The organism is Brachyspira pulli, from assembly GCF_036997785.1.
GTDB lineage: Bacteria > Spirochaetota > Brachyspiria > Brachyspirales > Brachyspiraceae > Brachyspira > Brachyspira pulli.
Map to the genome: position 1 here is coordinate 1 of NZ_JAWLQI010000033.1, position 16,928 is coordinate 16,928.

11 protein-coding genes are annotated in these 16,928 nt (G+C 25.5%); 10 read left to right on the forward strand and 1 reads right to left on the reverse strand.

The window, feature by feature from the left end; all coding sequences use genetic code 11:
- The 10 genes from R4K56_RS08615 to R4K56_RS08660 form a co-directional block, all read left to right on the forward strand.
- Positions 1-757: tetratricopeptide repeat protein (locus tag R4K56_RS08615; RefSeq protein WP_335786902.1), on the forward strand; the 757-nt coding region annotated here is incomplete at its 5' end.
- Between the two features lie 25 nt (positions 758-782).
- A complete protein-coding gene (locus R4K56_RS08620) occupies positions 783-3,236 on the forward strand; it encodes a tetratricopeptide repeat protein (RefSeq protein WP_335772379.1) in 2,454 nt (817 codons plus the stop codon).
- Positions 3,237-3,729: 493 nt separating this feature from the next.
- Complete coding sequence (locus R4K56_RS08625) at positions 3,730-4,992, forward strand: tetratricopeptide repeat protein (RefSeq protein WP_335772378.1); 1,263 nt, start codon at positions 3,730-3,732, stop codon at positions 4,990-4,992.
- Positions 4,993-5,246: 254 nt separating this feature from the next.
- Entirely contained in the window at positions 5,247-6,167 is a 921-nt protein-coding gene (locus R4K56_RS08630) for an ABC transporter permease (protein ID WP_297296820.1), read from the forward strand.
- A 34-nt stretch (positions 6,168-6,201) separates the two neighbouring features.
- Complete coding sequence (locus tag R4K56_RS08635; protein ID WP_297296818.1) at positions 6,202-7,194, forward strand: ABC transporter permease; 993 nt, start codon at positions 6,202-6,204, stop codon at positions 7,192-7,194.
- Between the two features lie 179 nt (positions 7,195-7,373).
- A complete protein-coding gene (locus tag R4K56_RS08640; RefSeq protein WP_297296816.1) occupies positions 7,374-8,351 on the forward strand; it encodes an ABC transporter ATP-binding protein in 978 nt (325 codons plus the stop codon).
- A gap of 73 nt (positions 8,352-8,424) precedes the next feature.
- Positions 8,425-9,387, forward strand: coding sequence for an ABC transporter ATP-binding protein (locus R4K56_RS08645; protein WP_335757676.1), 963 nt, complete (start codon positions 8,425-8,427; stop codon positions 9,385-9,387).
- Between the two features lie 19 nt (positions 9,388-9,406).
- Positions 9,407-12,172, forward strand: coding sequence for a YidC/Oxa1 family membrane protein insertase (locus tag R4K56_RS08650; protein WP_335772377.1), 2,766 nt, complete (start codon positions 9,407-9,409; stop codon positions 12,170-12,172).
- 19 nt (positions 12,173-12,191) lie between these two features.
- Positions 12,192-13,814, forward strand: a complete 1,623-nt coding sequence (locus tag R4K56_RS08655) for a hypothetical protein (protein ID WP_335760613.1) — start codon at positions 12,192-12,194, stop codon at positions 13,812-13,814.
- Between the two features lie 31 nt (positions 13,815-13,845).
- Positions 13,846-15,489: a hypothetical protein gene (locus R4K56_RS08660; RefSeq protein ID WP_335760614.1), complete on the forward strand. Its 1,644-nt coding sequence runs from the start codon at positions 13,846-13,848 to the stop codon at positions 15,487-15,489.
- Positions 15,490-15,561: 72 nt separating this feature from the next.
- On the opposite strand, the gene R4K56_RS08665 is transcribed toward R4K56_RS08660, so the two are convergent.
- Positions 15,562-16,746: an ATP-binding protein gene (locus R4K56_RS08665; protein WP_335757680.1), complete on the reverse strand. Its 1,185-nt coding sequence runs from the start codon at positions 16,744-16,746 to the stop codon at positions 15,562-15,564.
- Positions 16,747-16,928 lie beyond the last annotated feature (182 nt).

Genomic DNA, 16,928 nt, shown 5'->3' on the forward strand with positions numbered 1-16,928 from the left:
TGACAAACTTAAAAATTTTCAGTATAATTTAGAACTATATGAAGAATCTATAAAAGATTATGAGAAAATTATAAAATTGGACTCTAATTATACAGCTGCTTATTATAATATAGCAAATGCAAAAAGAGAGTTGGGGTTATATAAAGAAGCTATAAAATATTATGATAAAGCTATATATCTAAATCCTAATTATAGCGATGCATATAATAATAGAGGGCTTGCTAAAAGCAGTTTAGGAATGTATGAAGAAGCCATAAAAGATTATGAAGAATCTATAGATTTATGTGCTGATAATCCAGAAGCCTATTATAATATAGGAAGTGCTAAATATGATTTGGATCTTTTAAAAGAATCAATTAAATACTATGATAAGGCTATAGAATTAAGACCAACTTACAGTGAAGCATATAATAACAGAGGACTTTCTAAAAATGATTTGGGATTATATAAAGAAGCTATAAAAGATTATACTAAGGCTATAGAATTGACTCCTAATTATACAAATGCTTATGGTAATAGGGGAAGTGCTAAAGATGAATTAGGACAGTATAAAGAAGCTATAAAGGATTATGATAAAGCTATAGAATTATCACCAAATACTGCTTATTTATATAATGATAGAGGCTGGGTTAAGAAAAATGCAGGACTATATAAAGAAGCTTTAAAATATTATAAAAAGGCTTTAGAATTAGATCCTAATAACAAATATGCAATTAGTAATATTGAGAATCTTAAAAAAGAACATGGCTTGAAATAAAATTAGTTTTATAGGAAATTGTATTATGAATAACAGTATTGAAGAATTATTGGATAAAGCTAAAGAAGCTTATGAAAATAAAGAGTATGAAAAATCCATTGAATATCTTGATAAGGTTATATTTTATAATGGTGATTCTTATGATCTTTACCATAATAGAGGATTATCAAAATTAAATTTGGGTTTATATGAAGAAGCTATAAAAGATTTTGACAGAGCTATTGAATTGGGTGATGATACTACTGGAAGTTATTATGACAGAGGTTTTGCAAAATTAAATTCAGGTAATTATGAAGAAGCTATAGAAGATTTTAATAGAGTTTTGCAAATAGATAATAATGATATAGATTCCCGCATTAATATAGGAATATGTTATCTTTACATGAAAAAATATAAAGAAGCTATAAATATTTATGATGAAGTACTAGCTGATTTTCCTGATAATGTTAATTCTTATAATAATAGGGGATTATGTAAGTTTTATTTATCACAATTTGAAGAAGCTATAAATGATTTTAATAAAGTTATAGAATTAGATAAAAATTCTACAGCAAGCATGGCATATAACTATATTGGTTTATGTAAGTATCATTTAGATGAAATTACTGAAGCTTTAAAATATTATGAGAAGGCTATAGAGATAAATCCTAATCTCATTAATGCCTATCATAATATTGCTTTGATAAAACATTCTGGTGAATTTGATGATGAGGCTTTATCCTATTTAAATAAGGCTTTGGAAATAGATCCTGGTAATGTTGAAACATATTTAAAAATTTATTCTATAAAATTAGATTTAGAACTATATGATGAAGCTAATGAATATTTAAATAAAATTTTAGAAATGTATCCTGATGACCTTTATGTTTATGACAGAATAGGTAATATAAAAATTGATGCAGGATATATGGAGGAATCTTTAGAATATTTTAAAAAAGCATTAGAGATAAATCCTAATTTTATTGACGCATATTATGATATTGCTTTTGCTTTGCATAAATTGGATTTAAATAAAGCGGCTTTGGAATATTTAGAAAAAGCACTTATAATTTATCCTAATAATGCAGATACTTATTTCAAAATGTTTTTAGTAAAAAGAGCTTTAAAAGATTATGACGGAGCTTTATCTTGTTTAAATAAAATACTAGAAATAGATGATACTGATGTTACTATTTATAATGAAATAGCTTTGATCAAAATGGAATTAGAATTATATGATGAAGCTTTATATTATTTGAATAAGGCTTTGGACATAGATAGTAATAATGCTGAAATATATAATAGTATTGGTTTAGTATATCATTATAAAAAAGATTATGAAGAAGCTATTAAAAATTTTAATAAGGCCATAGAATTAAATACTTATATGGCTAGTGCATATTATAATATTGGTTTATCATATTATGAAATGCATGATTATGAAAACTCTATTCAATATTATAATAATGCATTAAAAATAAATCCTCTATATTCATCTGCTTATATTAATTTAGGGCTTATTAAACATAATTTAGGAAACTATAAAGAAGCTATTGATTATTATAAAAGAGCATTAGAAATAAAGCCTGATTATGCATTAAGCTATTATAATATTGCACTTGCTGAGATGAGTTTAGAAGATTATGAAAAATCTTTGGAAGATTTTAATAAAGCATTAGAATTAGGATATGATGAGGCAGATATTTATATTAATATTGGACTTATATATTCAAGACAGACCATATATGATAAAGCTATAGAATATTATAATAAAGTATTAGAAATAAAGCCTGATAAACTTAGTGCTTATTTTAATATTGCTTTTTGTTTATCTAATATGAATAAATATGAAGAAGCTTTACAAATATATGATAAAGTTATGAATATGTATCCTGATAATTTTGATGTTTATTATGAAAGAGGATACACTAAATACAGAGCATTAAATTATGATGAAGCAATAAAAGATTTTGATATTATTATAAATAAAAAACCTGATCATTGCAGTGCTTATTATTATAGAGGCTGTTCTAAAAAGTATTTAAAGAATTATGATGAAGCTATAAATGATTTGAATAAAGCTATAGAATATGATCCGAATAATCCTAACTATTACAGTGAAATAGCTTCATGTTATGATTATTTACATAAATATAGAGAAAGTATTGAAAACTATGATAAAGCTATTGAATTAAATGATAATGATTGGTTTTTATATATTTTAAGAGCTAAAGAGAAATTCTTCTTATCAAAGGAAACTAATGCAGAAAATAAAGCAGATGAGAAGAAATCATTTTTTAGTAAGATTGTATCAAAAATAACTTCATCAAAAAATTACACTGATTTAGAAAAGTCAGCATTGAATGATTTGGATAAATCTTATAAGTTAGCTTTAGAAGATGAATTTAATCTTATGGTATTTAAGGATATTATAAAAGAAGAATTTACCAATATAGATTTAGCAGCTGAATTTTGTAAGGATAAGAATATTACTTTATAAATTATAATATTAGCAGCTGTTTTATTTTTTGTTTTAATTTTTGAAAAATGACAATAAAAAATTAACAAACTTAAAAAGTTTTATTATATACCTAAACAATTATATTTTGTAAAAAGTAAAGTTATATTTTTGTTTTTATATCTGGGGCTTTGCCCCAGACCCCACTTCTTTTGCGACCGCAGGGAGTGCCTGTGGTATTGCCACAAAGAAGCAAAAAGGCTATATTTGAACTTAAATGTAATAAATTATTTTACATGTAAGACAATTTTAGTATTATTTAGTACTAATTTTATACTTGCACTTTCGCGAAGCGTATCTAAGCCTGTCGAGGATATAGCAACTTTGACGAAGTCCGCAGAGCGTGTGCGGCGGGAAAAAAGTTGAATAAAAAAATTGATAAAGTTAAAAATTTTCAGTATATACTATGCTATAATTGTATCATATACAAAATTGTAACTTATATATTAATAATAAATAGTTATAGGAGTTAAAAATGGCAACAATGACTAATTTTCTATTCGGACAACATTTAAAAGAATCTAAAAATAAATTAGAGAATTTGCAAAAGGAATTAAATAAATGTTTAGATGAATTTAATGATTTTTTAAATAATATTGATGCAGAAAACTATTCTGATTTTGATGATTTCAATGACAAAGCAAAAACTTTTAATGAAGAATTAAATAAAATAATGTCAGATAAACAGCATTTTATAGACAGTTTTACAAATATAGTTGACAATAAGAAAGAAGTTGATATTGATCGTTTAAACAATCTTACTGATTATCATGATTATAATTCTAAAGGTATTTATAAAAGTGCTAATGGAGAATATGCAGAAGCTATAAAATATTATGATGAGGCTATAAAGTTAAACCCTAATATGGCAGATGCTTATTATAACAAAGCTGTTGCCAAAACTAAACTTGGACTTTTAAAAGAAGCTATAGAAGAATATGATAAGGCTATAGAGTTAAGGGCTGATTATACATATGCTTATTATAACAGAGGGCTTCTTAAAAGTGATTTAGGACTTTTAGAAGAAGCTATAAAAGATTTTGATAAAGCTTTATCAATAGATCCTAATTTATTTGATGCTTATAATAATAAAGGATTATTAGAAGATGAGTTGGGATTTTCTAAAGAAGCTATAAAAGATTTTAACAAAGCTATAAAATTAAATCCTAATTATGCTCTTGCATATAATAATAGGGGAATTGCCAAAGATAATTTAGGACTTTATGAAGAAGCTATAGAAGATTATGATAAAGCTATAAAATTAAATCCTAATTATGCTCTTGCATATAATAATAGGGGAAATGCTAAAGATAATTTAGGACTTTATGAAGAAGCTATAGAAGATTTTGATAAGGCTATAAAATTAGAACCTGATAATACAGATGCTTATAATAGCAGAGGTAATGCAAAATATAATTTAGAGCTTTATGAAGAAGCTATTAAAGATTATGATAAAGCTATAAAATTAAATCCTAATTATGCTTTTGCATATAATAATAGGGGAAATTCCAAAGATAATTTAGGACTTTATGAAGAAGCTATAGAAGATTTTGATAAGGCTATAAAATTAGATCCTGATTATGTAGATGCTTATAATAACAGAGGCCTTACTAAGGAAAATTTAGGTCTTTATGAAGAGGCATTAAAAGATTATAAGAAGGCTTTAAAATTAGATCCTAATAATGAATTTGCTAGAGAAAACGTAAAACGTACTAAAGAAGAATATGGTTTGAAATGAAGTTGTAATATACTGAAACAAATATACTTTGTCAATTTTTATATTTTATAAATATAAATTATAATTTTTAATGATGTTTAAGAGAATAAAGGGCGGGATTTCTAAATAATTTGTATTGTATTTATGCTTTTATTTTAATGATATGTGATTTATTATGAAAATTAGTAATATTTAAAGTTTGACAAAACTTAATTTTTATTAGATAATATACTGTCAATAATAATTTGAATTATTTTAATTTAGAAGGTATTTTTATGTTTTCTTATGTTGTCAGAAGATTATTAGTTTCACTTTTAACCCTTTTTGTTATAGTAACTATAACATTCTTTTTAATGCATACAGTACCTGGAGGCCCTTTTGTAGGTGAAAAACCTCTTAGTAAAGTAGCATTGGAAAATTTAAATAAAAAGTACGGACTCGATAAGCCGCTAATAGTGCAGTATGGTAATTATTTGAAAAATGCCATTAAAGGTGATTTGGGTACTTCACTTACTAAAATAGGTCAGTCAGTTTCAGGTACTATAATAAGAGCTTTTCCAGTATCTTTTAGACTTGGAATATTTAGTATGTTTATTTCTACCACTATAGGAGTCTTATTCGGAATAGTTGCGGCATTAAGGCATGGTAAATTTGTGGATAGGGCTGTAATGGTTGCTGCTACTTTAGGTATAGCAGTTCCTAGTTTCGTAGTTGCTACAGTTTCTATTATTATATTTTCAGTACAATTAAAATTGCTTCCTGCTTATGGATTTGATTCATTTGCTCAATATATAATGCCGGGTTTTGCCTTATCTTTTAGTTCTTTAAGCTTTATGGCAAGACTTATGAGAAGTTCAATGCTTGATGTTATTCACCAAGATTATATAAAAACAGCAAGAGCAAAAGGTATATCAAGAGGTATAATCATATTTAAGCATGCTTTAAGAAATGCTATTATACCAATAGTTACTTATATAGGCCCTTTAGCCGCTGCTATACTTACAGGTTCATTCGTAGTAGAAAAGATATTTAATATACCTGGACTTGGAAGATACTTTGTTGAAAGCATAACACAAAGAGATTATCCTACAATATTAGGTGTTACTATATTCTATGGTGCTTTTTTGATAGCAATGAATTTCTTAGTTGACTTATCTTATGGTATTATAGACCCTAGAATAAAAATACAGGAATAATTTTATAATTTTTTATAAAGGCGGATATTAATTAATGGAAAATAGTTTAGAAAGTTTAGATAAATCATTATTTGTAAAAGCAACAGATGAGGAAAAATCATCGGCAGAAGTAAAAAGAGAAAGTGTGACCTATTGGCAGGATGCATATAGAAGATTTAAGAAAAATAGAGTAGCTTTAGTATCTATTATAGTAATAGGTATTATAGCGATACTTTCTATTATTATACCAATAATATCAGATTACGGATATGCCCAAATAAACAGAGGTGTAGAAAATAGCCTTCCTACATTTGAACACCCATTCGGTACAGATACTTTAGGCAGAGATTTGCTTGTAAGATGTATGATAGGTGCTAGAATATCACTTTTGATAGGTATAGTATCAGCTACATTGGTTGTAATAATAGGTATAGTTTATGGTTCTATATCAGGTTATTTCGGCGGCTTAACTGATAGTATTATGATGCGTATAGTAGATATAATAAGTGCAGTTCCAACACTTTTAGTAGTTGTATTATTATCAGTAGTACTTAAAGCTCCTATGGATAAGTTATTTTTACAAAATGAATCTTTAAGAGGAATAGGTCTTTTAGGGCCAGGACTTTTCAGCATATTTATAGTTATATCTTTGCTTTATTGGACTAATATGGCAAGAATGACAAGAGGTCAGATTTTAGCATTAAAAGGTCAGGAATTCGTAACAGCAGCAAGAGCTTTGGGAACTCCTCATAGCAGAATAATTTTCAAACATTTAATACCTAATGCAATGGGAGCTATAATAGTTTCTGCTATGGTTCAAATACCTAATGCTATATTCGTTGAAGCATTTTTAAGTTTCTTAGGTTTAGGTGTTAGTGCTCCTATGGTTTCTCTTGGTTCATTAACTTCAAATGCTGTAAGCGGTGTATATTCTTATCCTTATCAATTACTTTTCCCAGCAGCTTTAATAAGTATTATAATACTTTGTTTTAATTTGGTAGGTGATGGTTTAAGAGATGCATTAGATCCAAGAATGAAGAATAGATAAATATATAAAAATTGTGAGCATCCGATAAGTTTACTTGTCGGATACTATTGCCGAAGGCATGCAGGGCAGGCGAACAATTTTTATTAGCAATAACATTATAAAAATTGTGAGCATCCGATAAGTTTACTTGTCGGATACTATTAGCGAACAATTTTTATTAGCAATAATAAGGATTGAATATGGAAAATAATCATTTATTAGAGGTAAAAAATTTAAGTGTGTCTTTCTTTACTCCTCTTGGAGAAGTTAAGGCAGTTAATAATATTTCTTATAATTTAGATAAATCAAAGGTTTTGGGTATAGTAGGAGAGTCTGGAAGCGGTAAAAGTGTTTCAGCATATTCTATTATGGGACTTATAGAAGAACCAGGTAAAATTATTAATGGAGAAATACTTTTTGAAGGCACTGATTTAATTAAACTTTCAGAGCATGAAAAAAAGAAAATCAGAGGTGATTTGATATCAATGATATTCCAAGACCCTATGACTTGTTTAAACCCAGTATACACTATAGGTAATCAGTTAATGGAGGCTTTGACTACACATCAAAAGATAAGCAAAACTGATGCTATAGAGAGAATAGTTGAGCTTCTTACATTAGTAGGTATTAATGAACCTAGAAGAAGAATAAAGCAGTATCCTCATGAACTTTCAGGCGGTATGCGTCAGCGTATAATGATAGCTATGGCACTTGCAGGAGATCCAAAAATACTTATAGCTGATGAACCTACAACTGCATTAGATGTTACTATACAGGCACAAATACTTGAGCTTATAAAAGATATACAGAAAAAAATCAATATGGCTGTTATACTTATTACACATGACTTTGGTATAGTAGCTGATATGGCAGATGATATTATAGTTATGTATGGCGGCGGTATAGTAGAGAGAGGAACAGTATTTGATATATTTGAACGTCCTAAACACCCTTATACTTTGGGACTTTTGAAATCACTTCCGCGTATAGATATAAAACAGGACAGACTTATACCTATAGAAGGAACACCAATAGACTTGCTTAATATGAAGGCAGGCTGTCCTTTTAGTACTAGATGTGATGAATGTATGAAAGTATGTATAGATCATAAACCACCTATAACAGAATTTGAGAAAGGTCATTTCTCAGCTTGCTGGCTTCATCAAATGCCTAAATGATTATAGGGTTAATGGTTTTATATAAATAATTAAAAAATAACAATAAAGTATTAGTGAAATAAAGAGAGTTTTTATGGCACCTTTAATAGATATACAAGATTTAAAACAACATTTCAAAATAAAAGGCGGATTCTTTGGAAGAAGCATACAAACTGTAAAAGCCGTTGATGGAGTAACTTTTACTATAAATAAAGGTGAAACTTTCGGACTTGTGGGGGAGTCTGGAAGCGGTAAAACAACATTGGGAAGAACTTTACTTCATCTTTATAAGCCTACCAGCGGAAAAATATTTTTTGACGGACAGGAAGTTAATAATGAAAATTACCGCAACTATGCTAAGAAAATGCAGATAATTTTCCAAGACCCTTATGCATCACTTAACCCTCGTATGACAGTTGAAGATATAATAGGCGAGGCATTAGATGTACATAAATTATATTCTACAAAAGATGAAAGAAGGGAAAAAATAATAAATCTTCTTAAACTTGTAGGTCTTAATGCTGAACAGGCACAGAGATATCCTCATGAATTTTCAGGCGGACAAAGACAGCGTATAGGTATAGCAAGAGCTTTGGCAGTTAATCCGGAGTTTATAGTATGCGATGAACCAGTATCAGCATTAGATGTATCTATTCAGGCTCAGATTATAAATATGCTTTATGATATGCAGCAGGATATGGGACTTACTTATCTTTTCATTGCTCATGATTTAGCAGTAGTTCGTCAGATATCTAAAAGAATAGGCGTTATGTATTTAGGTAATATTGTTGAGCTTACAGACAGTGAATCATTATATACAAAATCTTTACACCCTTATACTCAATCTTTAATTTCAGCAATACCTATATCAGAACCTTCAGTTGCAAAGACAAAAAAACGTATAATACTTTCAGGTGAAATTCCTTCACCAATCAATCCTCCTTCAGGTTGTAAATTTAGAACTAGATGTCCTAAAGCAGAGGCTATTTGTGCAGAGAAAGCTCCAGAGTTTAGAGAGGTTGAAAACGGACATTATTGTGCTTGCCATTTAGTTTGATATATCAAAAAGGAAACGTATGAATATTTTTTACAACATTTTTATATATCCGATTCAATTTTTTATAGAAATTATATTTTATATATTAAAAGTACATACTGAAAGCTCTAATACAGTTAGTATTATATTACTGAGTATATTTGTTAATATTATTTCTTTGCCTCTTTATAATATAGCAGAAAAATGGCAGAAAAGAGAAAGGGATATACAAAATAAAATGAAGCCTATGATAGACAATATTAAGTCTGTTTATAAGGGAGATCAAAGATTCTTACTTATAAGGGCTTGTTATCGTATAAATAGTTATAAAACTATATACGCTTTCAGAGGCACATTAGGATTATTGATACAAATTCCTTTTTTTATAGCTGCTTATAATTTTATCAGCAATATACCTGGTTTAGAATTAGAAAAATTTTGGTTTATTAATGATTTGTCAAAACCAGATGCTCTTTTAAAACTAGGAAATTACAGCATAAATATACTTCCTTTTATAATGACTTTATTTAGTTTGCTTTCAGGTCTTGTATATGCTAAAAAATTAACACTAAAGGAGCAGATTCCTTTATACGCTATTAGTTTAATATTTTTGTTTGTATTATATAATTCTCCATCAGCTTTACTTATTTATTGGACTGTGAATTGTATATTTTCTTTTGTAAAAAATATAATACTTGAAACTAAAAATGGTATATTAGTAAAATATATAGGAAAAGGATTTAGAATTTTATATTATGCCTATTTTGTATGTTTCATTTTTATTACATTTTTATTTTTATTTAGATCTAATATAATAGAATTGGCTAAGAAATATGATTTCTTAAATAATTTTGTGTTGTATGTAAAATCATATTATGATATGCTTGCTATATGGATTATATTAACTTTATGTATGGCTGTTTATTTTTATATAAAAAAGTCAAAAGATATAATTATTACAAAAAATAAATTTTTATTATTTATATTTTCCATTATTTCTTTATCTATTTTAGCAGGATTATTTATACCTTCAGCTTTGATTGGAAGTTCAGGTCAGGAATTTGATTTGCCATTTTTATTAATCGGAAGCAATTTTTCAAAGTTTATAGGATTTTTTGTAATTTATCCTATTGGTATTTATTTTTTATTTTCTGATAAAATAAAAAATTTATTGATATACTTATATAGTTTTATTTCTTTTTATTCTATAATAAATACATTTTTAATGGTTGGTAATTACGGAAATATAAATACTGATTTTAAATTTGAATTGGAATATTTACTTGTAGCTTCTCCTTTGCAAACTATTATTAGTGTATTTATAAGTTTATTATTAATATTAATAATTTATTTTATATTGAAAAAGAGAAAAGAAATATTTCTGATTAATATTAATTTATTGTTTATAATTGTACTTGTAATATTATCTGTTTCAAATTTATTTATAATTAATCGTGAGCAAGAAATTTTGAAAAATATTAATGCTTCTTCCGGTACAAAAGTGTACAATAATAAAGTATTTAATATATCAACTACAGGAACTAATGTATTTATAATGATTTTTGATAGAGGGGCACCTCAATATTATAGTGTAGCCTTTGATAGATTTCCAGAACTAGAAGAACAAATGGACGGTTTTTTATGGTATACTAATAATGTATCTTTTTATGATTATACTGTATCTAGCATACAAAGTTTATATGGAGGTTATGAATATACTCCTTATGAACTTACAACAAATAATTATGTACTTGTAGAAAAACATAATGAAGCATTGCTTATGCTTCCTCAATTATTTTATAATAATGGATATACTTCTGTAATGTTTGAACCAATATATGCTAATTTTTCTCAGGTTACAGATTTGTCTTTATTTGCTAAGCACACTAATATTAATGCTTATAAGGCTGATTTTTCTCTTGTTCAAGATTATATTGATACATTGATAGATAAAGAAAATATGAACAGAGAAACAAAAATCACTATTAATAATAGTGAAGAAGAAATTATGAGTACTAAGATGTCTAAAAATTTTAGATTTTCTATTTTTAGAATGCTTCCTATATACAGCAGAAATTCTTTCTATAAAAAAAATTGGCTTTTATTTGATTCAAGTCAATATACTAAAAGTTTTAACACAAGTATAAAAGAATACTCTTTTTTGACATCTTTAAGTAATTTAACTACCATTAATTCTAATGGTAACTATTTTAACTTTTTCTATAACGCAGCAACACATGAACCTTATAATATAAATAGTGATTTTGAACCTCATTTTGATAATATGGAGATACCTAAAGAAGATTTAGAGTTTTTTGGTACAGAGTTTAATGCTAGGTCTTATTATGTTAATGTCGCTTCAATAAAACAAGTAATAAAATTTTGTGATTTTTTAAAAAGTATTAATGCTTATGATAATACAAAAATAATAATAGTTTCTGATCACTCATATTTTTACACTCCTTCTTTAATGATTGATTTAGGTATGGAACAATATAATGGATATTGGGCATTGTTATTGATGAAAGATTTTAATTCTAGAGGGAAATTAAAAAGAAGCGGAGAATTTATGACAACAGCTGAAACTGCATATCTTGCCAGCAGACATTTGACTAATAGAGTAAATCCTTATACTGGTAAAATTATTACAAATGATTATAAAAATCATGGAGCTTTTTTAGTTGATAATGTCAGTTGGAGATTGGAAGATAAGCAAATGAGAAGTTTTAATTTCGATTCTTACTATATTGTAAAAGATAATATATTTGAAAAGACTAATTGGCAAAAATTCAATTATGAAAAATAATTTATAATTTGGAGTAAAAATGAAATCATTGAATATAAATATAATATTATGCTCTATTTTATTAGTAACTTCTTTTATTGTTAACATAGCTTTAGATATATATATAGTTCCAAGAAGATTTGTAAGGACAGATCAGGAACAGCATTACTATGATATGAAAAGATGGTATGAAAGTAAAAAATTTCCTGTTACAAGTGCCAGATTTACAAATAGTCATACTATAGATAATGAGTTTGAGACAGGAAGAGTTCCGGGAGGAGCTTATTATGTATTTTATATATTATTTTATAAATTGGCTTCAGAAAGTTTATTAGGTGCTAAAATAATTAATTTAATATTCAGTCTTTTAATATTATTTGTATTTTTGTTTTGGTTTTATAAGAAATACGGATTGACAATTACATCTTTTTTAGGGGCATTATTATTAATTAATCCTTATTTTATAATGTCATCAACTGATTTTTGGAATCCAAATTCGGCTTTGATTTTTAGCTTTTTATTATTCATTTTTTTATACGAATATATAAATAGTAAAAATGAAAATATTGTTAAATTCTCAGCAGTTATTATATTTCCAATAGTAGCAATTATTGCTCAGTTTCATTTCTTTACTTTTTTTTCTATAGTACCTACTATTATTGTTTATCTAATAATTAGATTTAAACGTACTAAAAAATATTTTATATTTTGGGTAATAGGTGTATTTTTATCTTTTTTAGAATATGTTCCATATTTAGTAAATGAATTACAAAATGATTTTTTTAATATGAAAATGATTTTTTCTACTAAATCTGGTTTTTCATCTTTTCCTTTTCCGCAAATTCATTCAATTATTTTGTTAACTACAAATGAAATGTCAATATACCATTCTAGCAATATGGAAGGTATAGTGAATTTCTGGAAAAGTATTCCTTATTCTCCATTTATTATAACATTCTTATTTTTGACTATACTATTTTCAGCTTTCTGCTTTATAAGAAGTATTTATATTTTCTTTTCTAAAAAATATGATAAAAATTCACCTAATGAAAATACTCTTATTGAGATGATATTTATTATTTTGATATATATTCCAGTAACAATATTTTTTAATATTGTATTTGTTTCAAAAGTTGGAGCTTTCCACTACTTTTTTCCTTTTTTTATTATGTTCTATGTTCCTATTATATTATTTTTAGTACAAAAAATAAAACTATTAGAATCAAAAAATAAAATACGTTTAATATTTTTTATAATTTTTATGTTAAATATTTTGGCTAATGTACTTCAATTAAGTTTCTATATAAAAAATTATGAAGAGCCAATGAATATTGCTAATATGAAAAATATAATTAAATCTATTTATGATGATTCTAAGGGCATAGATGTAAATTTAATTTCTATATATGGGGAAAGAACTAGTACATATTGTGATATATCAAAGATTTATTTTCCTGAATACACATTGAATTGTAATAATGGTACAAATTTATATGTACTTATTGATTTTATAAAGTTAAAAAATTCAGATGATCCAGCTTATCCTAAATATATAAATTATTTAGCTACTAATTCTAAAACAATTTATACAAATAAATATATATTAGTTTATAAATTTAATCATGATACTAATGAATTATTAAATTTAGAACATTTCAAATAAATATTTGTAAATTATGGATTAGGAATGAATTATGGAAAAAAAGATTAATTATGTTTTATTAATATTAATTATATGTGCTATTATTATAAGTGTAATTTCTAATTTTTACTTTCAAAGAAATTCTTTTTTATCTACAGATAATGAACAGCATTTCTATGATATGAGAAAGGCTTATGATGATAAATATATTCCTCATACAGGAGCAAGATTGGTTACAAGCGGACTTTTAGTAGATGATAGTATACCAAGAGTTCCGGGAGCTGGATTTTATTCCAAATTTTTATTATTGTTTAATTTGTCAGGAGCGAATTATTATATAGCTAGAATTATTGATGTAAGTTTATATTTATTAGTTTTATTTATATTTTTAATTTGGCTTTACTTCAGATTTGGTTTTATTTCTGCTGCAATTATGACATCATTTATGGCAGTTAATTGTATTTTGTTTGAAGCTACTACTTCATTTACTAATCCTAATTCTGTTGTAATGTTTTCATTTTTGTTTTGTATGTTTTTTGTAGAGTATTTAAGAGACACAAAGTATTCAAAAATTTTTGCTGCACTTTTATTTCCTGTTTTGGCTATAATGGGACAGTTCCATTTTGCAGTATATTATGGTATAGTACCTACATTGTTGGTATATTTGATTATTAAAAGAAATTATTCTAAAAAATATTTTAAATATTTGGCTTTAGGTGTATTTATATCATTCTTATTATATTTGCCGTATTTGATAGTGGAAATTCAAAATGGTTTTGATAACTCTTTAAAAATGATTAATTTATCAAAAGGTTATACAGTTCCATTTTATAAACGATTCCCACAAATTTATGCTCAAATTATATATCCTACTTTTACATTAAATAAATTTGATGTGAAAACTGCTTTTACTTATTGGGGAGTATTTAGTCCTATAGTAATAATTGCAATAATAATTTCTCATGTTATTGTAATTGCATCTTTTGTATATTCTATTATATTTTTATGTAAGAAGGATTTATTTAAAGGTCAAAGATTCAAAAATGATTCTCTTTTAAAAGAGGCATTATTTTTCTATTTCTTGTATATACCAGTTGCTATATTATGTCCTATGATTTTAAAAGGCAAAGGCGGCGGATATGTTTATCATTTTTCTATGTATGCTTTATCTTTTTTTACTATATTATTATTTGCTAATTATTTATATTATCAAAAAAATAAGTTATTTATGTTTTTAGTAATATTTATGTTTATACATATATTAGCTGTTCCTTGGCATTATTATAAGCAGACTTATAAATATTCTTTAGTTGGTAAAAAACAAAGACTTGCTTATGATGTTGTTAAAAATATGGCTAAAGATGCCAATGGAGAATATTATAAACTTTATTCAAGAGATATATTTAATTATGCTCAAAATTTATTTTTAACTAAAAAAGAAAATTCTTCATCTGATTCTGATTACAAAATAGAATATTTAATAACAGAAAATACTAATTCTTCACTTTATAGATATAATGATGATGATAGAGCTAAAGAAAGAGAACCTGATAGAGCTTTAACATTATATTATTGGTATAGCCTTGTGAATAGACCAAATGTAGAAGATACTACTTCTGATTTTATGTTGGATAATAATTCTTTGTTGATTTATACAAATGAATTATTTAATTTGTACAGAAAAGATATAAAATAATAGCGTATAAATAAATTACTATTATAAATTTATTTTTATAATAGTAATTTATTATTTTTTATTTGAAATTAATTATAATAAGGTTTCTATAAACTGTCTTGCTGCTCTTGGACTTCTTCCGGCACTTCTTATAGCATAACTTTCAGCTTGTTTTATGAGTTCTTCTTTATCCATTTTTATATTATTATACTCAGCATAAGATAGAACTATATCAATAAATAAATCTTTGTCTGGTCTTTGGAAAGTGATAATGATTCCAAATCTATTAGTTAAACTTATTATTTGCTGAATAGTATCTTCTATATGAATGTCATCTCCAGTTCTGTCATTGAAATTTTCTTTTATTAAATGTCTGTAATTTGAAGTAACATAAACTACAACATTTGTAGGAAAAGAATTAACTCCGCCTTCTAATATTGCTTTTAAATATGAGAATGTATCATCATTGGAAGAAAAAGTTAAATCATCTATAAAAATTATAAATTTAAGAGGGCTATAACTTAAATCTTCTATTATATCAGTTATAAATGATAATTGATCTTTTTTTACTTCTATGAGTCTTAATCCATCATCTTTAAACATATTAGAGATTGCTTTTATAGTACTGCTTTTTCCTGTACCAGCATCACCATAAAGAAGTATATTATTTGCCTTTTTGCCTTCTAATAATGCTTTTGTATTTTGTATAACTTTGCTTCTTTCTCTTTCATAGCCATATAATTGTTTTATATTTTGCATATCCTGATGTTTTGCCGGTATTATATTTTTTCTATCATCAAGAGTGAACATATTGCTGTTATAAAATATTCCATATCCTTTTTTATTAATATTGTTTATATGGTCAGTATATATGTTATAGAAATCTATCTTTTTATTTTCTAATTGAGCTATGTTTTTTGAATATTCTTCTTCAAATAAAGTTGTAAAATCAAATGATGATATAAATTCAAAGAAATATAATTCTTTTTTTAATGCATTTTCTAAGTAATTATTTATATTTTCTTGTTTAATTTTTTTATTTATATAGGTATTATTATCTAAAAGTATTTGTGATAATATATAATCTCCTATTGTAAGATCATATTTAAATAATTCATATAAAAAATCTGAATAATAATCAATTACTTTTATTTTATTATTGTCTTCATAAACTTCTAAGAATTTTATTAATTTTTTTATTACTTTAGTTTTTAAAATATCTCTAAATATAACTATGTTAGATAGGCCTAATCTTATTTTTGTTACTTGTTCATTCATAATATATTCCAATAATTATTTTTTATAGTAATGTATTTTAAGTTTATTATAAAGAATATTCAAGTATTCTTACAGTAATTTTTTTTTATTTTTTTGTATGATTTGTTATTTTATTTTATATATTTTAAATATAATGATTTTATTTTATATTTTTATATTATTTTTGTAAAATTTTGTTCTTA